General features: G+C 59.5%; 19 protein-coding genes and 1 pseudogene. 16 read left to right on the top strand and 4 right to left on the bottom strand.

From position 1 onward, the window contains the following. The first annotated feature begins 27 nt into the window (after positions 1–27). Complete coding sequence (locus tag F8562_RS05955) at positions 28–480, top strand: GNAT family N-acetyltransferase (RefSeq protein ID WP_014229171.1); 453 nt, start codon at positions 28–30, stop codon at positions 478–480. Between the two features lie 266 nt (positions 481–746). Here the strand turns inward: F8562_RS05955 and F8562_RS05950 are convergent, their stop codons facing one another. Further along, positions 747–1,658 (bottom strand): LysR family transcriptional regulator, encoded by a 912-nt coding sequence (locus F8562_RS05950; protein WP_014838346.1) that lies wholly within the window; start codon positions 1,656–1,658, stop codon positions 747–749. A gap of 96 nt (positions 1,659–1,754) precedes the next feature. Between F8562_RS05950 and F8562_RS05945 the strand changes: the two genes are divergently transcribed. Both F8562_RS05945 and F8562_RS05940 read left to right on the top strand, forming a co-directional pair. Further along, positions 1,755–2,744, top strand: a complete 990-nt coding sequence (locus F8562_RS05945) for an NAD-dependent epimerase/dehydratase family protein (RefSeq protein ID WP_014838347.1) — start codon at positions 1,755–1,757, stop codon at positions 2,742–2,744. Beyond that, positions 2,741–3,124 (top strand): annotated as a pseudogene (locus F8562_RS05940) (LysR family transcriptional regulator substrate-binding protein); the annotation flags it as partial. The gene F8562_RS05945 and the pseudogene F8562_RS05940, both read left to right, overlap by 4 nt. Before the next feature lie 47 nt (positions 3,125–3,171). Here the strand turns inward: F8562_RS05940 and F8562_RS05935 are convergent. Continuing rightward, positions 3,172–3,399: a DUF1272 domain-containing protein gene (locus F8562_RS05935; protein WP_071886331.1), complete on the bottom strand. Its 228-nt coding sequence runs from the start codon at positions 3,397–3,399 to the stop codon at positions 3,172–3,174. Between the two features lie 308 nt (positions 3,400–3,707). On the opposite strand from F8562_RS05935, the gene F8562_RS05930 reads away from it, so the two are divergent. Further along, positions 3,708–4,571 (top strand): alpha/beta fold hydrolase, encoded by an 864-nt coding sequence (locus F8562_RS05930; RefSeq protein ID WP_032720781.1) that lies wholly within the window; start codon positions 3,708–3,710, stop codon positions 4,569–4,571. A gap of 170 nt (positions 4,572–4,741) precedes the next feature. Then, a complete protein-coding gene (locus tag F8562_RS05925) occupies positions 4,742–5,167 on the top strand; it encodes a VOC family protein (RefSeq protein WP_042934089.1) in 426 nt (141 codons plus the stop codon). Positions 5,168–5,434: 267 nt separating this feature from the next. On the opposite strand, the gene tynA is transcribed toward F8562_RS05925, so the two are convergent. Both tynA and paaZ read right to left on the bottom strand, forming a co-directional pair. Continuing rightward, positions 5,435–7,693 (bottom strand): primary-amine oxidase, encoded by a 2,259-nt coding sequence (tynA, locus tag F8562_RS05920; RefSeq protein WP_014838349.1) that lies wholly within the window; start codon positions 7,691–7,693, stop codon positions 5,435–5,437. Between the two features lie 190 nt (positions 7,694–7,883). Beyond that, entirely contained in the window at positions 7,884–9,929 is a 2,046-nt protein-coding gene (paaZ, locus tag F8562_RS05915) for a phenylacetic acid degradation bifunctional protein PaaZ (protein WP_014838350.1), read from the bottom strand. Between the two features lie 286 nt (positions 9,930–10,215). Here paaZ and paaA point away from each other — a divergent pair, with 286 nt between their 5' ends. From paaA to paaK, 11 genes are read left to right on the top strand one after another with little or no spacing between them, the layout of a single operon-like run. After that, complete coding sequence (gene paaA / locus F8562_RS05910; RefSeq protein ID WP_014229180.1) at positions 10,216–11,145, top strand: 1,2-phenylacetyl-CoA epoxidase subunit PaaA; 930 nt, start codon at positions 10,216–10,218, stop codon at positions 11,143–11,145. A gap of 11 nt (positions 11,146–11,156) precedes the next feature. Further along, positions 11,157–11,444, top strand: coding sequence for a 1,2-phenylacetyl-CoA epoxidase subunit PaaB (paaB, locus tag F8562_RS05905; RefSeq protein WP_004850493.1), 288 nt, complete (start codon positions 11,157–11,159; stop codon positions 11,442–11,444). Between the two features lie 7 nt (positions 11,445–11,451). Beyond that, the gene (gene paaC, locus F8562_RS05900; RefSeq protein ID WP_014229181.1) at positions 11,452–12,207 is read left to right on the top strand and encodes a 1,2-phenylacetyl-CoA epoxidase subunit PaaC; all 756 of its coding nucleotides are present in this window, start codon (positions 11,452–11,454) and stop codon (positions 12,205–12,207) included. Positions 12,208–12,219: 12 nt separating this feature from the next. Continuing rightward, entirely contained in the window at positions 12,220–12,717 is a 498-nt protein-coding gene (gene paaD, locus F8562_RS05895) for a 1,2-phenylacetyl-CoA epoxidase subunit PaaD (protein ID WP_014229182.1), read from the top strand. A gap of 7 nt (positions 12,718–12,724) precedes the next feature. Beyond that, complete coding sequence (gene paaE / locus F8562_RS05890; RefSeq protein WP_014838352.1) at positions 12,725–13,795, top strand: 1,2-phenylacetyl-CoA epoxidase subunit PaaE; 1,071 nt, start codon at positions 12,725–12,727, stop codon at positions 13,793–13,795. Continuing rightward, positions 13,792–14,559, top strand: coding sequence for a 2,3-dehydroadipyl-CoA hydratase PaaF (paaF, locus tag F8562_RS05885; RefSeq protein WP_014838353.1), 768 nt, complete (start codon positions 13,792–13,794; stop codon positions 14,557–14,559). Before paaE ends, paaF begins: the two co-directional genes overlap by 4 nt. 2 nt (positions 14,560–14,561) lie before the next feature. After that, entirely contained in the window at positions 14,562–15,350 is a 789-nt protein-coding gene (gene paaG, locus F8562_RS05880) for a 2-(1,2-epoxy-1,2-dihydrophenyl)acetyl-CoA isomerase PaaG (RefSeq protein ID WP_032693438.1), read from the top strand. A 3-nt stretch (positions 15,351–15,353) separates the two neighbouring features. Next, positions 15,354–16,775 carry a 3-hydroxyacyl-CoA dehydrogenase gene (locus F8562_RS05875; RefSeq protein ID WP_014838354.1) on the top strand — a complete coding sequence of 474 codons (1,422 nt, stop codon included), beginning with the start codon at positions 15,354–15,356 and terminating at the stop codon, positions 16,773–16,775. Beyond that, complete coding sequence (gene paaI, locus F8562_RS05870; RefSeq protein ID WP_014229187.1) at positions 16,765–17,187, top strand: hydroxyphenylacetyl-CoA thioesterase PaaI; 423 nt, start codon at positions 16,765–16,767, stop codon at positions 17,185–17,187. The genes F8562_RS05875 and paaI overlap by 11 nt, the downstream gene beginning before the upstream one ends. Continuing rightward, on the top strand, positions 17,187–18,392 hold the full coding sequence (gene pcaF, locus F8562_RS05865; protein WP_014838355.1) for a 3-oxoadipyl-CoA thiolase: 1,206 nt from the start codon (positions 17,187–17,189) through the stop codon (positions 18,390–18,392). Before paaI ends, pcaF begins: the two co-directional genes overlap by 1 nt. 28 nt (positions 18,393–18,420) lie before the next feature. Continuing rightward, positions 18,421–19,737, top strand: a complete 1,317-nt coding sequence (paaK, locus tag F8562_RS05860) for a phenylacetate--CoA ligase PaaK (protein ID WP_004850513.1) — start codon at positions 18,421–18,423, stop codon at positions 19,735–19,737. Positions 19,738–19,859: the final 122 nt, after the last annotated feature.

Below are 19,859 nucleotides of genomic sequence, written 5' to 3'. Positions count from 1 at the left end.
GGTTACTCTCATTTATAGGATACGACCATGATAACTGTAGAGAAATCCGATCCATTTTCTTCAGAATCCCATCGCTTAATCGAAATGCTATCAGCTGAACTTGCCGCTATTACGGGGGATAGTGGCAAAAGCAATTTCACCGTTGAAGCAATGAATGATGACAAAGCCTTATGGGTATTAGCAAAGAATACTCATGGCGAAGCAATAGGATGCGGCGCTATTCGGCCGATAACGCAAAATATAGCCGAGCTTAAAAGAATGTTTTCAGACCGAAGCGTGCCAGGAGTTGGGGGAGCTTTACTCACTTTTCTGGAAACATCTGCAAAAGATATGGGTTATAGCGAACTCAGACTGGAAACCCGACACATCAACCATCGAGCAGTAAATTTCTACGAGAAAAATGGATATATTCGTATTGAAAATTACGGCCCCTATGTCGGTAGGACAGAAGCCGTATGTTTCTCAAAAGCATTGCGCTGATTGTATTAATTGGACCTGCTTTCCGCTCCAGGCACAACGCTGTCTACCAAACTCCACCAATGCCCGTTTAGCTATAGCGTTAAGGCTGTGAGCATAAAGACAGATAACGATAATGCGCAGGATCGTGTGTTGCGCTCATGCAGAACCATGGTCGTCGCGGTTTCTGCATCGAAACGGAGCAGCCGGCATGATCGAGGAGGGGACTCCTCCGGAGAAAACGTGCGGAGTATACAGGCACCTTAAAGGGAGCATTTTTCCATGGCGATTCACTGTGCCTGTCTCTGGCCGATATATTCCTCTAATCCCTTTGCCAGGACATCGAAAACCAATTTGCAGCACAGACTATTGCGCAGGTCTTCGTGCATGACGATCCAGGTATCAAGATAGAAAGAAAAGAAATTCGGCAGTAACCTCTGCAGTGGAACAGAGCCATTGGCCAACTGCACCTGGCATATGCCAATGCCGGCCCCGGCGCGAATAAGATTCAGCTGAGCCACGTCGCTGTCGGTGCGCATGGAAAATGCATTCCGGCTTAGCTGAGGGAATTTTTCCAGGGCCTTACGGATGAAAGGCGTATCCTGATCAAAGCCAATCAGCGCATGTTTCAGCAGATCTTCGCTATTTTCAGGCGTGCCATGTCGTGCAAGATAGGACGTCGATGCGTGGAGACCGAGTTCAATGCAGCCAACGCGACGCGCAATAAGCTGTTCCTGTACTGGCGTCGTCATGCGTACAGCAATATCGGCTTCCCTGTGCAGTAAATCCTGAACCCGGTTCGACAGAACTAATTCAATCGTTATTTGTGGGTGAGACTCCCTGAGCCTGGCAATAAGCGGCGGCAGAACTTCAACGCCGATAACGTCACTCGCGGAGACGCGGACGACGCCATGAATGGACGCGTTGTTATGACTGAAGTTGGAGGCTGTGCGCGCTAGCGTATTCGCGGTGCTCTCCATCGCTTCGGCATGCACCCTCAGCGCCAGCGCCGTTTCAGTCGCCAGCAAGCCCGTCTGCGACCGCGTGAACAACACCTGGCCCAGAGCGGACTCGAGCGCAGCGATATGCCGTCCCGCCGTAGGCTGCGTAATCGAAAGCCTGCGTGATGCGCCGGAAAGCGAGCCTTCCCTGAGCACAGCCAGAAATGTTCGGTACCACTCCCATGGGATAGATGTATTCATACAAATTTGTATAGCTGCCCTATAAAGATATGCAATTCAATTTAGCTCTGCCTGTACGTACGCTGTCAAGGTCAAATCAGCAAAGAGGCAGACAATATGGAAACCCGAGGCAAGGTCCTGATACTTGGCGCAACCGGCGGAATCGGTGGTGAAACGGCGCGCCGGCTCATTCAGAACAAATGGGACGTTCGTGCACTAAAACGAGGACTTCATGGCAGTGAACGACGTGGTGACATCCAGTGGGTAGGGGGCGACGCTCTCGACCCGGAGCAGGTCGCCGCTGCGGCAGCAGACTGTAGCGCGATCGTTCACGCCGTCAATCCGCCCGGCTACAGAAACTGGAAGCATCTGGTGCTGCCTATGCTGCGCAACACGATTGGCGCAGCAGAAAGAACCGGCGCCTTGATCGTGCTTCCCGGGACTGTTTACAACTATGGTCCTGACGCTTTTCCGCTATTACGGGAAGACGCTCAGCAGACGCCGGTCACCAGGAAGGGAGCTATCAGGGTACAAATGGAGAAAGAACTGGCGGCCTATTCGCAGCGTGGCGGACGGGTATTGATCGTCCGCGCGGGGGATTTTTTTGGTCCGCGCGCCGGTAATAACTGGTTTTCTCAAGGTCTGATTAAGCCCGGCAAGCTGCCTGGCGTCATTACCAATCCAGCTTCGTTTGCAACCGGTCACCAGTGGGCTTACTTACCTGATGTCGCGGAAACGATAGCTGCGCTGCTGGCACGACGCGAGGAGCTTGAGCCCTTTGCACGTTTTCATATGCAAGGTCACTGGGATGCCGACGGCAGCGAAATGGTCAGCGCGATTCAACGCACTGCGGTACGCTATGGCGGCATGGCCAAAATACAATCATTTCCGTGGTGGTTGATGTACCTGGCAGCACCTTTCAACGCAACCTTACGCGAACTTCTGGAGATGCGGTACCTGTGGCGCCAGCCGGTTCGCCTGGACAATACGAAACTGGTGAATTTTTTAGGTGCCGAGCCTCACACCCCTCTTGATGAAGCCGTCCATGCAACATTACAGGGCCTGGGCTGTATTGATCGTACCGAGATGCCTCGTATAACAAGGTAGCGGTACTGCCAGCCACTCATCGGCTGGCACACCATGCCAGGACGTGTGGCATAACGCTAAAGGCGCTGGCAGACCAGCCCTTTATTCTGGCGACAGGCGGATGCGCCGTTAATGGCAAAAGCCTGATGGAAAAGGCGGGTCTGCAACTTGTTGATATACGCGTGACGGTACGCGACTGGATTAGCGCCTGTAAGCTGGTCGCGGAAGGGATGGGCGTCGCCATTGTGCCTGAATCAGCCCTGCCAGAGGCGTTGCGCAATCTGTGCGTGGTGCCAGTGACGCCTGCCATACACCGTGAGTTTCGGCTGGTCTGTTCGTCATCCGGAACGTCTTCCGGCGCAACGCAGGCGCTACTGAACGCGCTACGTAAACGAGGATGAGCGGGCACGCGGCGAACCGGATGGTCGGCGATAAGCGACAAACCGGCTTATTGTTTATATCGGCGCAGGCTGGAGGCGGGATGCCGAAGGAGGGATGATTCGGGGCGTATTGGGCGGCGCACCAGCTCTCCTCCACAGTTCGGGCACCGGCCTTGCAGCCGCTGAGTCACGCAGTCAACGCAAAAGGTGCATTCGAATGAACAGATGTACGCGCTTGTTGATTCTGGCGGCAGATCGTTATCACAGCATTCACAATTAGGGCGAAGTTCAAGCATGGTGATCTCCTGCTATTAAATAAAGGGGCGTCATGAGCGCGCGAGGGGCATCTGCCTGTCCCGTATTCGAACCGCTGCGCTTAATCTGCACGAGATGAGCATGATCGACAGGTCGAAAAAAAGCAAGAGATTGAGTGGCTTATCAGTACCAACCGCTTCTGGCGCTGGTGGTTGGGGGAAAAGACCGCTGAGCCTGTGCAGCGCGAGAAGAGGACGTTAATAGAGGAATAAAAACATCGCCAGATTTGCCCGTGGCGGCTACAGTTAAAATTATTTAACTGGTATGACCACATGGGTGGGTATCTTTTATGAACCTGATAACAATCCCTGTAAAGCAGGGGGATGTTCTGGCTGCCACAGTATGGGAGAGAAGCGATGCTAAAGCGCTGGTGATCCTCCATCCTGCCACCGCGGTATCACAGGCGTTTTACAAGGACTTCGCTGAGTATCTTTACGCAATGGGATTCAATGTTCTGACCTACGACTATCGGGGGATAGGTCATTCCAGGTCAGGCACGCTGCAACACTGTCATGTCTCAATGTCTGACTGGATCGAGCAGGATGTCGGCTGCGTCACCGCGTGGGCAAAGCTGCGTTTCCCCAATCTTCTGCTGATGGCGGTAGGGCACAGCGTTGGCGGGCACGCTATTCTGCTTTCGACGGCCACCCGGTCGCTGCATGCGGCGGTTCTTGTTGCTTCGCACGCTGGCGTCACCCGCACAATTAAACAAACGCAGGAAAAGCTCAGAGTCTGGTTTTTATTACGTATTCTGGCGCCGGTTCTGTGTCGTACCTTTGGCTATATGCCTGCCAGACGCCTCGGGCTGGGGGAAGATTTACCCGCGCCCGTCATGCTGCAATGGGGGCGCTGGAGTGCCATGCCCGACTATTTTTATGACGATCGCGCCTGGGATGCGCGCCGACGGGCAAGCGAAGTCACGTTACCCCTTCTGGTACTCGGTTTTGATGACGATCCCTGGGCTAATTCTGCAGCGATTACGCGCCTGATGGCGCCGGTGGAAAACGCAAAAATTGAACGCCGCGAGATCCGGCACGCGGATTATGGTATTCCGGCCGTCGGCCACATGGGCTTTTTCCGTACCCGATGTGCGGAAAAAATATGGCCTGAAGTCGGTCGCTGGCTGGAGAGACAGTGTCAACCCCAGGGATAATGTCTTCCCGGCTATTTTTCTTATAGTCGAAGAGATTAACAGGACATGGTATGCCGTAACCGTCGGTGCTCAGGTTTCAACGCGGCAACAGGCGCATCCGGGGAAATAGTTCATCGCGACTCAGAGAGATATCATGTCTGTTCAAAAAAGGGCAAAGAGGATGCACTAAGATGCTGGCTTATATCACTATAGGTACAAATGACTTTCAGCGCTCCGTGGACTTTTACGAGGCTATTTTTAAAGTTCTTGGCTACTCACGACTGCCAGCCTGGACAGAAAGCTGGGCAATGTGGGGAGATGAAAATAATCCACATGAGGTGTTCAACTTCTGTATTTGTCCTCCTTTTGACCAGCATCCCGCAACGGCGGGAAACGGGACAATGTTCGCATTCCGTGCAGACAGCGCTGACCTTGTCAGGCGGTTTCATGCAGCAGGCCTCCTTGCGGGAGGGGAGAATGAAGGCGAGCCAGGTACACGAATCGCATACGGCCCCGACTTTTATGTTGCCTATTTGCGCGATCCTGACGGACATAAGCTGGCATGCGTTTGTCAGCATTATTCTCCTGAAGCCGATAAGTTCGTAGATGAACAATAGTGACTTCACTTAACACATTTAACGGTTTGAGCATTGATAAATCCTGGCGATGAAATGCGGCGTTTGCGGCGAACTCGCTCAATATCGTTTACGGCTGCCACCGTTTGCTCCCGGCCCTTAGCCGTCCGGGCTAATTAACTCCCGCATTAAAGCTGCCGGGCTGATTATGGTGCAGGAGAGCGGAGCGACAGGGCATTTTCCTGAATAAGCTGAGAACGGCGATAGCCCCAGACCCTGGTTGTATCGCCGTTTAGCGTCTAAGCCACCTTACTCCTTCTTCTCGCCCAGCGTCGGCGTCTCGTCAAAGAAGTTCCACGGTTTCAGCAGCGCGTGCGCCCACTCGGTCGGCATAATCGGCCACTCCTCGGCGCGAGCCACGTGGGTGGTGCCGGTGGTGATCCACACCACGTCATCATGGTTGTCCAGCGACTCGTCATCTTTCGCGTACTGGCCGAGGCCGGTGTCGTGAATCGAACGGTTAGGGTACTTGCCTTCCGGGAAGCGCTCGGTGGGATGATAGCGGGTGACCCACAGCTGCTTATCCATAAAGCTCAGACGATGATAAATCCACTCATCAGGGGCAAATTTTGCCCCGGTGGCGACCGGATGCGTGCCGCCCGCGTAGGGGATAATCTGATACGACACCGGGTTGCCCATCCGGTTTTCTTTCGTGGTATTGCTCAGCAGACGAATGGTGCCCGGGTCAAATTTCTGCGCCGCTTTCTGCTCGCTATCAATCGTGTACTGATTGATCTGCATGGTGCTGGTACGCGGACCGCCAGCGGTATTCGGCTTCACTTCCGGGTCCATGGCCACCAGCGTGTTGTTCTCGCCGTCAACGTCAAGATCGAGGCGGAAGTTATAAATATGCTGGTGGGTGGTGCCGACAATATTATGGTCAATCAGCGTGCCGTAGCGGGTGTCCTCTTTGGCGCTCGGATCGTGCATGGTCTTCGCCTGCACGCCTTTCACCGCTTCGATGCCGGTCGCCCCGGCATCAATGCCGATGGTGCCGTTTTCGTGGAATACCCAGTCAAAAATATAGTCGTAGTTGCCGACGGTGCTGATCCAGCGCACCACCAGCTCGCGGCGCTCGGTACTGACGTTTGGCTTGCCCATCTCCTGATGCTTATACTCCGGCCCGGCGTAGCGTTCGAAGATGGCGATTGCGCGCGGGATGGTCGTGGGCGTGCCGGTATAGTCGGCGATGGTTTCATCCAGCAGGACCGCGTTGGACGGCGCGTCCTTGCCGCGCACGATAGGCGATGTCAGGGTGCCCATGCCGTAGTCGCCGGAGTCCAGATAGGCTTTAAAATACCAACCCACGTCCGGGTCGCCGTAGGGCACGATCATCCCGCCCAGCGAACCTTCATACATCACCTGACGTTTCTTGCCGTTATCGTTATATGTCACGGTGGAGAGAATCGGCCCAACGCGGGAGTTCATGCGCAGGTGGAAATCCCAGTTTTGCCAGTGGATCATATCGCCGGTAATGGTGTAGTTTTTGCCCTCTGGCTCAATGATATCCAGCGGTTTAATCTTTGGCGCAACGCGGTCGCGACCATCATAGGGGCGGGCCGCCATCGGCACCGGGATCGTCGGCCCCTCTTCGATTTTGATGATCTTCTTCTGCTCAAGGTCGACCACTGCTACCAGGTTTTCAATCGGGTGTGCCCAGTAGTTACCGTCGCCAACGTCAAGATAGCTGACCACTTTCAGCAGCCGCGCGTCCTGCTTGAGGCCATCTTTGCCGTCGAAGTAGCCGACGGTTAGCGGGGTGGTAATCACCTTACTCGGGTCGTCGATGCCGTGTTTTTTTAACACTTCGGCAAATTCGCTGCTGGCGTTGATGATGTTCTGCACGCTGGCGAAATCATCCAGCAGCACCATGCCGTGGGCGTCTTTAATCGGCGTCCATGAAAGCACCTTTTTATTCTGTAAATCCACCACCGCCTCAATAACGTGCTTGCCGTCGAGCATGATCACGTCGGCAGCGCGCGGGGCGTTGACCGGCGTACCGTTGAGGGCAAAATCCCACACCGCTTTTTTATCCGGCTCGCGCAGGGAGATCTCGGTGAATCGGGTATTGGGTTTGAAATCCGCCGCGGCTTTAACGATAGCGACCGCTGCGCTGATTTCCGCCGCTGACAGCGAGTTCAGCGGATGCGGACGTTTTTCCACCTGGAAGGTCTGGTCAAGACCGGACTGAAACACGTCGTTAATAAAGGTGTCAGAAACCCACGCTTTGCCGTCTTTCATCACTACCGGCACCTGCAGCTCCAGGGTTTTACCATTGACGATGGCCGTTTTCGCCCCCGGTTTTACCTTTACGTAAGCGCCGTCTTTAATCAGGGTAAACATCTGCGCGTAGTCATCCCACTGAACGTCCGCGCCAAAATCCTGCAGGGTTTTGTCCATCGGGACCATATGGGCTTCGCCGCCGTGGGCGAACGCCGGGCTTTGCCAGGCGCAAGACAGAGCGACAGCCAACGCCAGAGCCGTTTTGCGGGGAGAAAGAATCGCCATTGACACCTCACCTTATTGTTGTGTTGTGCAGTGCCGCTGCGAATGTCGGCTTGTGTATCGTTAACCTAACAGCGGTCAGCGCCGGGGCGTTTGCCTGCTTTTGCCAGGTTGTTTGTCAGTTTTGCCAGTTACAAAAAATGCCTCCGCAGAGGCATGAAGATGGCGATAAAGATGGGCGAATTTCTAATATTTACTCCGCAAAATCCCCCTGCTGGCGGGCCACCAGGGTCAGGATGGAGTAGAGCGCGACCGCCTGCTGGTGCTGGTTAAAAATCTCTACCGCCCACTCGACGACGCCGGTCGCTTTCTCCTCCGCGCTGCGCTGGCGTTTCACCGTTTTGCGTTTGCAGGTCAGGCGTACCTGGATGGTATCCCCCGGCTTCACCGGCTCGATAAAGCGCAGATTTTCCATTCCGTAGTTGGCGATCACCGGGCCGACCCCGGCGTCAACAAATAGCCCGGCAGCGGCGGAAATCAGGAAATAGCCGTGCACCACGCGCTCGCCGAAAATCGACTCCGCGGCGGCAATCTTATCCATATGAGCGTAAAAGTGATCGCCGCTCAGACAGGCGAAGTTGACGATATCCGCCTCGGTCAGGGTGCGGCGCGGCGTCAGCAGGCTGTCGCCCGGCTGGATCTCCTCGAAATATTTACGGAAAGGGTGAATGCGGTCTTCCACTACCTGCGCGCCGCGCACCCACTGCTGGCCAATGGCGGCGAGCATCGTCGGGCTGCCCTGAAGCGCGGTGCGCTGCATATAGTGCTTCACCGCCCGCAGGCCGCCCAGCTCTTCGCCGCCGCCGGCGCGCCCCGGGCCGCCGTGTACCAGCTGCGGCAGCGGGGAGCCGTGGCCGGTGGACTCTGCGGAAGACTCTTCGTTCAGTATCTGAATACGCCCGTGGGCGCGGGCGGCGCCGAGAATAAACGCCCGCGCCAGTTCGCCGCTGGCGGTCACCAGGGTTCCGGCCAGGCTACCTTCGCCGGCCCGCGCCAGGGTCATGGCGTGCTCAACGTTCTGATACGGCATCAGGGTGGCGACGGGACCAAACGCTTCAATAGCGTGTACCGCCGGGGTCTCGTCCGGCTGCGGGCAGTACAGCAGCGTTGGCGGGAAGAAGGCGCCGGCGGCGCTGAAATCGGCCTGGCCCCCCAGCAGCACGTCACATCCGGCGGCCACCAGACGGTTGACGTTATCCTGCACGTCCTGACGCTGTTCGTGGTTCACCAGCGCGCCCATCTTCACGCCTTCCTGCGCCGGGTCGCCGACCACCACTTTTTGCAGGCGCGCAATCAGCGCGTCGCTCACCGCTTTCACCTGCGCCTGCGGCACGATAATACGCCGGATGGCGGTGCACTTTTGCCCGGCCTTCGCCGTCATCTCTCGTACCACTTCGCGAATAAATAGCGCGAACTCCGGCTGCGCCGGCGTGACGTCGTCACCGAGTACGCAGCAGTTCAGCGAATCCGCTTCCATGGTGAAGGGGATGGACTTCGTGACCAGGTTGGGATGCACCCGCAGCTGCTGTCCGGTACGGGCCGAGCCGGTAAAGGTGACCACGTCCTGGCTATCGAGATGGTCGAGCAGATCGCCCGCGCCGCCGCAGATCAGGCTGATTGCCCCCTCCGGCACCAGCCCGCTATCAACAATCATTTTGACCATCGCCTGCGTCAGCTGCGCGGTAGCGGTAGCCGGTTTGACGATGGCCGGCATACCGGCAAGCCAGGTGGGCGCCAGCTTTTCCAGCATGCCCCAGCAGGGGAAGTTAAAGGCGTTGATATGTACCGCTACGCCGGATTTTGACGTGAGCACGTGGCGGGCGGCGAAGCCTCCCTGTTTTGACAGCGGAATCAGCTCATCTTCCGGCCACAGGGTATCGTCCGGCAGCTCGCGGCTGCCGAGACCGGCGTAGGCGAAAAGGGTGCCAATGCCCCCTTCGATATCTACCCAGCTATCGGCGCGGGTGGCGCCGGTTTCGGCGGAGATCGCGTACAGCTCTGCCTTCTGCTCCAGCAAATATCTGGCGAGCGCCTTCAGCATCGCGCTGCGCTCAATAAAGGTCATCGCCCCCAGCGCTTTGCCGCCGCGCTCAATCGCGAAGCGTCGCGCCTGCGCCATATCCAGACCCGCGCTGGTGACTTCCCATAGCGCTTCGCCGCTGATGGCGTGATGGATGGTACGCGCGTGGCCCCGGCCGGTCTGCCACGCGCCGGACAAGTAGCTGGCTAACTGCTGCATGGTTCATCTCCAGATGTGTTACGTGAAATATCTATAAATAGTTATTTGGTGAATCATAAAAATCAAGCTCGCATTTAATAATTTATTAACATTGCGATCGGTGATGATCTGCGTTATTCACTTAATACCTTGTTAATAAGGGTTTTTACAAAAGCTTTTGCGGTCGCTATCACAAAAAGAACAAACAAAATTTGTGGTTTTATTTAACCTGAATGTAACTTTTGTAAAACAAAGTGATTCGAAAATTATTTTTAATCGAATTTATTGGAATCATAAAGGTGATGACGTGACAGAAGAACAACGCTTTGACCAGCGCATCGCGCAGGAGACGGCCATCGAACCGCAGGACTGGATGCCGGAAGCCTACCGCAAAACGCTGATCCGCCAGATTGGTCAGCACGCGCACTCGGAAATCGTCGGCATGCTGCCGGAAGGCAACTGGATCACTCGCGCGCCGACCCTTAGGCGCAAAGCGATTCTGCTGGCGAAAGTACAGGATGAAGCCGGGCACGGTCTGTACCTCTACAGCGCGGCGGAAACCCTCGGCTGCGCCCGCGAAGACCTGTATCAGAAGATGCTCGACGGCAAGATGAAGTACTCCTCCATTTTTAACTACCCGACCCTGAGCTGGGCGGATATCGGCGTGATTGGCTGGCTGGTGGACGGCGCGGCCATCGTCAATCAGGTGGCGCTGTGCCGCACCTCCTACGGACCCTACGCCCGGGCAATGGTCAAGATCTGCAAAGAGGAGAGCTTTCACCAGCGCCAGGGGTTTGAAGCCTGCATGGCGCTGGCGCAGGGCAGCGACGCGCAGCGGCAGATGCTGCAGGACGCCATCAACCGTTTCTGGTGGCCGGCGCTGATGATGTTCGGCCCGGGCGACGATAACTCGCCAAACAGCGCCCGCAGCATGGCGTGGAAAATCAAGCTCCATTCGAACGACGAACTGCGCCAGCGCTTTATCGATAACACCATTCCGCAGGTGGAAATCCTCGGCATGACCGTACCCGACCCGGATTTGCGGCTGGATGAAACCAGCGGCCACTACCGCTTTGGCGCCATCGACTGGCAGGAATTTAACGAAGTGATTGCCGGACGCGGGATCTGCAACCACGAACGCCTGGGCGCTAAACGCAAGGCATGGGAAGAGGGCGCGTGGGTGCGGGAAGCCGCGCTGGCGCATGCGCAAAAACAGCAGGCTCGCGACGCCGCGTAAGGAGAATGAAGATGAGCAAAAACTACTGGCCGTTATATGAAGTGTTCGTTCGCAGCAAACAGGGACTGTCGCACCGCCACGTCGGCAGCCTGCACGCCGCCGATGACCAGATGGCGCTGGAAAACGCCCGCGATGCCTATACCCGCCGCAGTGAGGGCTGCTCGATTTGGGTGGTGAAGGCCAGCGAAATCGTTGCCTCGCAGCCTGAAGAGCGCGGCGCATTTTTCGACCCGGCGGAGAGCAAAGTCTATCGTCATCCCACCTTCTACACCGTGCCCGACGGCATGGAACATATGTGAGGCCACGATGAAAAACGACAACCCCGTTGCCGCTTATGCCCTGCGCCTCGGCGATAACGGCCTGGTGCTGGCCCAGCGTCTGGGCGAGTGGTGCGGCCACGCGCCGGAGCTGGAGATCGATCTGGCGCTGGCCAATATCGGCCTCGACCTGCTGGGGCAGGCGCGCCATTTCCTCAGCTACGCCGCCGAACTGACCGGCAGCGGCGATGAAGATACCCTGGCCTTTGGCCGCGACGAGCGCCAGTTTTGCAATTTACTGCTGGCGGAGCAGCCAAACGGCAACTTCGCCGACACCCTCGCTCGGCAGTTTTTCATCGATGTCTGGCACGTGGCGCTGTTCGGCCGCCTGGTCGGCAGTCGCGATGCGCAGCTTGCCGCCATCGCCGCCAGGGCGCTGAAAGAGGTGCGCTACCACCAGCGCTTTAGCCGCGGCTGGCTGGAGCGTCTGGGCAACGGCACGGCGTTTTCCGCCCAGAGAATGCAGAGCGCGGTGGATAACCTGTGGCGCTTTACCGGCGAGCTGTTCCAGGCCGATGAGCTGGAAATTGAGCTGAGTGCGCAGGGCATCGCCGTCGACCCGCGCGAACTGCAGGCCGAATGGCAGAACGCGGTGCACACGGCGCTGATCGACGCCGGTTTGCAGATCCCGCAAGAAGCGGCTTTCCGCAGCGGCGGTAAGCAGGGGCTGCACAGCGAACATCTCGGGCCGCTGCTGGCGGAGATGCAGTATTTACAGCGCGCCTATCCCGGCCAGCAGTGGTAGCAGGAGGGGATTATGCAACGTCTGGTTGATATCGCGCCCCCGGAGGTCCACGCCGTCTGGGATCTGTTAGGCGCCATTGCCGATCCGGAAGTGCCGGTGCTGACCATTACCGACCTTGGCCTGGTGCGGAGCGTGGAGCGCCGCGGCGATGGCTGGGTGATTGGCTTCACGCCAACCTATTCGGGCTGCCCGGCCACCGAACATCTGCTGGGAGAAATCCGCGCGGCAATGACGGAAAACGGCTACGCGCCGGTGCATATCGTGCTGCAGCTTGACCCGCCGTGGACCACCGACTGGATGGGGCCGGACGCGCGTGAACGCCTGCGCCAGTACGGCATCAGTCCGCCGCAGGGCCATGCCTGCCATGCCCACATGCCGGAGGACGTGGTCTGCCCGCGCTGCGGCAGCCGCCACACCTCGCTGATTAGCGAATTCGGTTCCACGGCCTGCAAAGCGCTGTATCGCTGCGACAGCTGCCGGGAACCCTTTGATTACTTTAAATGTATTTGAGGTTGCGATGACGACATTTCATTCGCTTACCGTGGCGAAAGTGGAGCCGGAAACCCGCGATGCGGTCACCATCACCTTTGCCATTCCCGACGCGCTGCGTAATGCATACGCCTTCCGTCCGGGCCAGCATCTGACCCTGAAAGCGCGCCTTGGCGGGGAAGAGCTCAGGCGCTGCTACTCCATTTGCCGCAGCCGCTCGCCGGGTGAAATCAGCGTGGCGGTGAAGGCCATCGACGGCGGGCGCTTCTCGCGCTATGCCCAGAGCGACATTCAGCAAGGCATGGCGCTGGACGTGATGGTGCCGCAGGGCCACTTCGGCTACCAGCCGCAGGTCGGGCGTTGCGCTGAGTACCTGGCGATTGCCGCCGGTTCCGGCATTACGCCGATGATGGCGATTATCGACGCCACCCTCGCCACCGAAGTCGACAGCCGCTTCACGCTGGTTTACGGCAACCGCAGCAGCCACAGCATGATGTTCCGTCAGGCGCTGGCCGACCTGAAAGACCGCTATCCGCAGCGTCTGCAGGTGGTGCACCTGTTCAGCCAGGAGTCGATGGACAGCGATCTGCTGCAGGGGCGCATCAACGGCGACAAGCTGCGCGAACTGGCCGCCCATCTGCTGGACTTCAGCCGCTTCGAGCATGCCTTTATCTGCGGCCCGGCGGCGATGATGGATGAAGCGGAGATCGCCCTGCGCGAGCTGGGCGTACCGGAGGACGCGATTCATCTGGAACGTTTTAATACCCCGGACAGCCGCGCCAGGCGGGCTACCGGCGTACAGGCGGAGGGCCGCGCGGTCACGATTCGTCAGGACGGCCGCGACCGAACCATTGCCTTGAGCGCGGAGGATGACAGCATTCTTGACGCCGCGCTGCGCCAGGGGGCGGACCTGCCGTTTGCCTGCAAGGGGGGCGTCTGCGCCACCTGTAAATGCAAAGTGCTGCGCGGCGAGGTGGCGATGGCCGCTAACTACAGCCTTGAAGCCGACGAACTGGCGGCGGGCTACGTGCTGAGCTGTCAGGCGCTGCCCACCAGCGACGATGTGGTTGTCGACTTTGACGCGCGGGGGATGGCATGAGCGAACTGTTCATTGCTCGTCACGCGCGCGTACTGCAGCTGACGCTAAATCGCCCGCAGGCGCGCAACGCTTTGAATAACGCGCTGCTGACGCAGATCGCCGACGTGCTCGACGCGGCGGAGCTGGACCCGTCGGTCGGCGTCTGCGTCATCAGCGGTAACGAACGCTTCTTTGCCGCAGGGGCTGACCTGAACGAAATGGCGGAAAAAGATCTGCCCGCCACGCTCGATGATATTCGCCCGCGGCTGTGGGCGCGTATCGACGCCTTCAGTAAACCGCTGATCGCTTCGGTTAACGGCTATGCCCTCGGCGCCGGATGCGAGCTGGCGCTGCTCTGCGATCTGATCGTCGCCGGCGATAACGCCCGCTTCGGCCTGCCGGAAATCACCCTCGGCATTATGCCGGGCGCGGGCGGGACCCAGCGCCTGATCCGCTCCGTCGGTAAGGCGCTGGCCAGCCGGATGGTCTTGAGCGGCGAAAGCATTGATGCCCATCAGGCGCAGCGGGCGGGGCTGGTATGCGAGGTTTATCCGCCAGCGCTCACCGATGAATATGCACTCGCTTTGGCGGCAACCGTGGCTCGCCACTCGCCGCTGGCGCTGCGCGCGGCTAAGCAGGCTTTGCGGTTGTCGCAGGAGGTGAGCCTGCAGGCCGGGCTTCAGCAGGAGCGCCAGCTGTTTACTTTGCTGAGCGCGACCGAAGATCGCCGCGAAGGCATCGACGCCTTTTTACATAAACGCACTGCGGAATTTAAAGGACGCTAATCGTGGAAGCTTTCATTCTCAGCGAAGTGGAACAGGGCGTGATGACGATTACCCTTAATCGCCCGGACCGTCTGAACAGTTTTAACGACCTGATGCACCTGCAGCTGGCGACGTGCCTGAAACAGGCCGAACGCGACGACAGCGTGCGCTGTTTACTGCTGACCGGCGCCGGGCGCGGCTTTTGCGCCGGGCAGGATTTAAATGACCGCAACGTTGACCCCAGCGGGCCGGCGCCGGATCTCGGTTTATCGGTCGAGCGTTTCTACAACCCCCTGGTGCGCCGTCTGGCGGCGCTGCCGAAACCGGTGATTTGCGCGGTGAACGGCGTCGCGGCGGGCGCGGGGGCTACGCTGGCGATGGGCTGCGATATCGTGCTGGCGGCGCGTTCAGCGAAGTTCGTCATGGCGTTCAGCAAGCTTGGTCTGGTGCCGGACTGCGGCGGCAGCTGGTTTCTGCCGCGCGTGGCGGGGCGCGCGCGGGCGATGGGGCTGGCGCTGCTGGGCGATAGCCTGAGCGCGGAGCAGGCGGCGCAGTGGGGGATGATCTGGCAGGTGGTGGACGATGCCGAGCTGAAAGACACCGGCCTGGCGCTGGCCCGGCACCTGGCCGCCCAGCCGACCTATGGCCTCGGGCTGATTAAAAACGCGCTGCGGCTGGCGGAAACCCAGACCCTGGACCAGCAGCTTGACCTGGAGCGCGACTACCAGCGCCTGGCCGGACGCAGCGCCGACTATCGCGAAGGCGTCAGCGCTTTTCTGGCGAAGCGTCCACCTCACTTCAGCGGGAAATAGCCGATGAGCACAACGTTACCTACCGTCGCGGTGATAGGCAGCGGCACCATGGGCGCCGGCATTGCCGAAGTTGCCGCCGCCGCCGGGCATCCGGTACTGATTTACGACATCGCCCCTGAGGCGGTGGTTCGCGCCATCGACGGGATTCGCCAGCGGCTGGCCTCCCGCGTCAGCCGCGGCAAGCTGGCGGCGGAACAGGCCGGGGCGCTGCTGTCGCGTCTGGCACCGGCTGAGGATCTGAGCGCTTTAGCCCATGCGGAGTTGGTTATTGAAGCCGCCTCCGAGCGCCTGGACGTGAAAAAAGCGCTGTTCAAACAGCTGGCCGAAATCTGCTCCCCGTCGACGCTGCTGGTCAGCAACACGTCGTCGATATCGATCACCGCCATCGCCGCGGGAATAAAACACCCGGAGCGGGTCGCCGGGCTGCACTTCTTTAACCCGGCCCCGGTAATGAAGCTGGTGGAAGTGGTCAGCGGCCTGGCCACCTCGGCGGAAGTCGTTGAACAGCTCTGCCTGCGGGTCAGCGACTGGGGAAAACAGCCGGTTCGCTGCCGCTCAACGCCCGGCTTTATCGTCAACCGCGTGGCGCGGCCTTTTTATGCCGAAGCGTGGCGAGCGCTGGAGGAGCAGGTCGCCGCGCCGGAGGCGATTGACGCCGCCCTGCGCGACGGCGGCGGTTTTCCCATGGGGCCGCTGGCGCTGACCGACCTGATTGGCCAGGACGTCAACTTTGCGGTGACCTGTTCGGTATTTAACGCCTTCTGGCAGGACCGCCGCTATCTGCCGTCGCTGCTGCAGCAGGAGCTGGCGCTGGCCGGACGGCTGGGTAAAAAGAGCGGGCAGGGGGTCTACTGCTGGCCTGGCGAAGCGCAGCCTGAGCTGGCCCTGGCCGCCGTATCGGCAGAACGGGCAGCAAAGTGCATAAAACGTGACGTTGTCACCGAGCTGGACGAGGTGCTGCTGCTGGAAACGACCGGTGAAACCGCCCTGGCGTTAAGCCTTCAGCACGGCCGTCCGGTGGTGGTCTACGACCATAGCGCAGGCGATACGGTGGTGCTGGCCAGCGCGGAAACCACCTCTCAGGCGGCGATCGATAAAGCGACTTTTTATTTTCAGCAGCAGGGCAAAAAGGTGCTGCAGATCGCCGACTATCCCGGCCTGCTGGTGTGGCGGACGGTGGCGATGCTGGTTAACGAAGCGCTGGACGCGCTGCAGAAGGGCGTTGCCAGCGCGGAGGATATCGATACCGCCATGCGTCTGGGCGTCAACTACCCGCACGGCCCGCTGGCGTGGGGTGAATCACTAGGCTGGGGCCGGGTGCTGCGGCTGCTGGAAAACCTGCAGCAGCACTACGGCGAAGAGCGCTATCGCCCCTGTTCCCTGCTGCGCCAGAAGGCGCTGATGGAGAGACATCATGAGCAATGAAGCCTGGCACAACGCCCGCGCGATGTACGAGAACGATAACTGTGCGAAAGCGCTGGGAATTGAAATTATCGCGATGGACCAGGGCTACGCGCAGATGACCATGGCGATCGCCCCGAACATGCTCAACGGCCACCATACCTGCCACGGCGGACAGCTGTTTTCGCTCGCCGATACCGCCTTCGCCTACGCCTGCAACAGCCAGGGGCTGGCGGCGGTCGCGTCGGCGGCGAGCATCGATTTTCTGCGTCCGGCCTTTGTCGGCGAGCTGCTGACCGCGACGGCGAGAGTTAAGCATCAGGGCAAGCTGACCGGGGTCTATGACATAGAAATTGTTAACCAACAGCAAAAAGTTGTCGCTCTGTTCCGCGGTAAATCGCACCGCATCGGCGGCACAATCACAGGAGAAGTCTGATGCGCGACGCCTTTATTTGTGACGGGATCCGCACGCCGATTGGCCGCTACGGCGGGGCGCTGGCCAGCGTGCGCGCCGACGACCTCGCCGCCATCCCGCTGCGCGAACTGCTGAGCCGTAACCCGAAGTTCGATCCGGCATCGATCGATGATGTGATTCTCGGCTGCGCCAACCAGGCCGGCGAAGACAACCGCAACGTGGCCCATATGGCGACGCTGCTGGCGGGCTATCCGCACACCGTACCCGGCACCACCATTAACCGTCTGTGCGGCTCCGGTCTCGACGCTATCGGCTTCGCCGCACGCGCCATCAAAGCCGGAGAGGCGGATCTGATGATCGCCGGCGGCGTCGAGTCCATGTCGCGGGCGCCGTTTGTGATGGCCAAAGCCAGCGCCCCCTGGCAGCGCCAGGCCGAGCTGTTTGATACCACCATCGGCTGGCGTTTTGTGAACCCGCGCATGCAGCAGCGATTTGGCACTGACAGCATGCCGGAAACGGCGGAGAATGTAGCTGAATTGTTAAATATCAGCCGCGCCGATCAGGACGCTTTCGCTTTCCGCAGCCAGCAGCGTACGGCTCAGGCCCAGCGCGACGGCATTCTGGCGCAGGAGATCGTACCGGTAAACGTTGTCGACAGGAAAGGAGCGGTAAACGTCGTGCGCGACGACGAGCATCCGCGGGCGGACACCACCATTGAACAGCTTTCGCGGCTAAAAACGCCGTTCCGTCAGGGTGGCGTAGTGACCGCGGGAAATGCCTCCGGCGTCAACGACGGCGCCGCGGCGCTGATTATCGCCAGCTCGCAGCAGGCCATCGTCCAGGGGCTGACGCCCCGGGCGCGTATTGTGGCGATGGCGACGGCGGGCGTCGAGCCGAAGCTGATGGGGCTTGGACCGGTACCGGCGGTACGTAAAGTGCTGGAGCGCGCCGGGCTGAGTATAAACGATATGGATCTGATTGAGCTGAATGAAGCCTTCGCCGCCCAGGCGCTGGGCGTGCTCAGACAGCTGGGGCTGGCGGATGATGCCCCGCATGTTAACCCCAACGGCGGCGCCATCGCCTTAGGCCATCCGTTGGGAATGAGCGGCGCCCGGCTGGCATTAAGCGCCAGCCTGGAGCTGCAGCGCCGCGGCGGGCGCTATGCGCTGTGTACGATGTGTATTGGCGTGGGTCAGGGCATTGCCATGATCCTTGAGCGAGTGTGAGCGAATCTACCTGCGAGTACCCTACAAAATGACAACGATAACTCAATTAGACCCGATTGAAACCGCATCGCGCGACGAGCTACAGGCCCTGCAAACCCAGCGTCTGAAGTGGACCCTTAAGCATGCGTATGAGAACGTGCCGATGTATCGCCGTAAATTTGACGCGGCGGGCATTCATCCTGACGATTTTCACGAACTGAGCGATCTGAGCAAGTTTCCCTGCACCACCAAGCAGGATCTGCGCGACAACTACCCCTTTGATACCTTTGCGGTGCCGATGGAGCAGGTGGTGCGTATCCACGCGTCTTCGGGCACCACCGGCAAGCCGACGGTGGTGGGCTATACGCAAAACGATATTGATAACTGGGCCAATATTGTCGCCCGCTCCCTGCGCGCGGCGGGCGGGACGGCAAAAGACAAAATTCATGTCGCCTACGGCTATGGCCTGTTTACCGGCGGGCTGGGCGCCCACTACGGCGCGGAGCGTTTAGGCGCGACGGTCATTCCCATGTCCGGCGGGCAGACTGAAAAACAGGCGCAGCTGATCCGCGATTTCAAGCCGGATATGATTATGGTGACGCCGTCCTACTGTTTGAACCTGATTGAAGAGCTGGAGCGCCAGATGGGCGGCGACGCCAGCGGCTGCTCCCTGCGGGTGGGCGTGTTCGGCGCGGAGCCGTGGACCCATGCGATGCGGGCGGAAATCGAGCGTCGTCTGGGGATTTCGGCGCTGGATATCTACGGCCTGTCGGAGGTGATGGGGCCGGGGGTGGCGATGGAGTGTCTGGAAACCGCCGACGGTCCGACGATCTGGGAGGATCACTTCTACCCTGAAGTGGTGAATCCGGACACCGGTACGCCGCTGGCGGACGGCGAACACGGCGAGCTGCTGTTCACCACCCTGACCAAAGAAGCGCTGCCGGTGATCCGCTACCGCACCCGCGACCTGACGCGACTGCTGCCGGGCACCGCCCGCACCATGCGCCGGATGGATCGCATCAGCGGGCGCAGCGACGATATGCTGATTATCCGCGGCGTGAACGTCTTCCCGTCGCAGCTGGAAGAGGAGATCCTCAAGTTCGAACATCTGGCGCCGCACTATCAGCTGGAAGTTAACCGCCGGGGTCATCTTGATTCACTTTCGGTGCGCGTGGAGCTAAAAGAGAGCGGTCTGGCGCTGAACCACGAGCAGCGCTGTCAGATTTGCCACCAGCTGCGCCACCGGATCAAGTCGATGGTGGGGATTTCGACCGATATCAGCATTGTTAACTGCGGCAGCATTCCGCGCTCCGAGGGTAAGGCCTGCCGCGTGTTCGATCTGCGCAAGGTGGCCGCTAACGGATAACGCATTCTCCCGGAGGCGGCGCATTGCGCCTGTCCGGGCTACCCGATGCCGCAACTCCCTTGGCCTGGACAGTGGTAGCCCGGGTAAGGCGTTTACGCCGCGACCCGGGGAGTGTGCCGGGG

Source organism: Klebsiella sp. RCJ4, assembly GCF_009025755.1.
In the GTDB taxonomy this organism is placed as follows: domain Bacteria; phylum Pseudomonadota; class Gammaproteobacteria; order Enterobacterales; family Enterobacteriaceae; genus Klebsiella; species Klebsiella michiganensis.
Note: the sequence above shows the minus strand (reverse complement) of the source record. Positions and strands in the feature narration are given on the sequence as shown.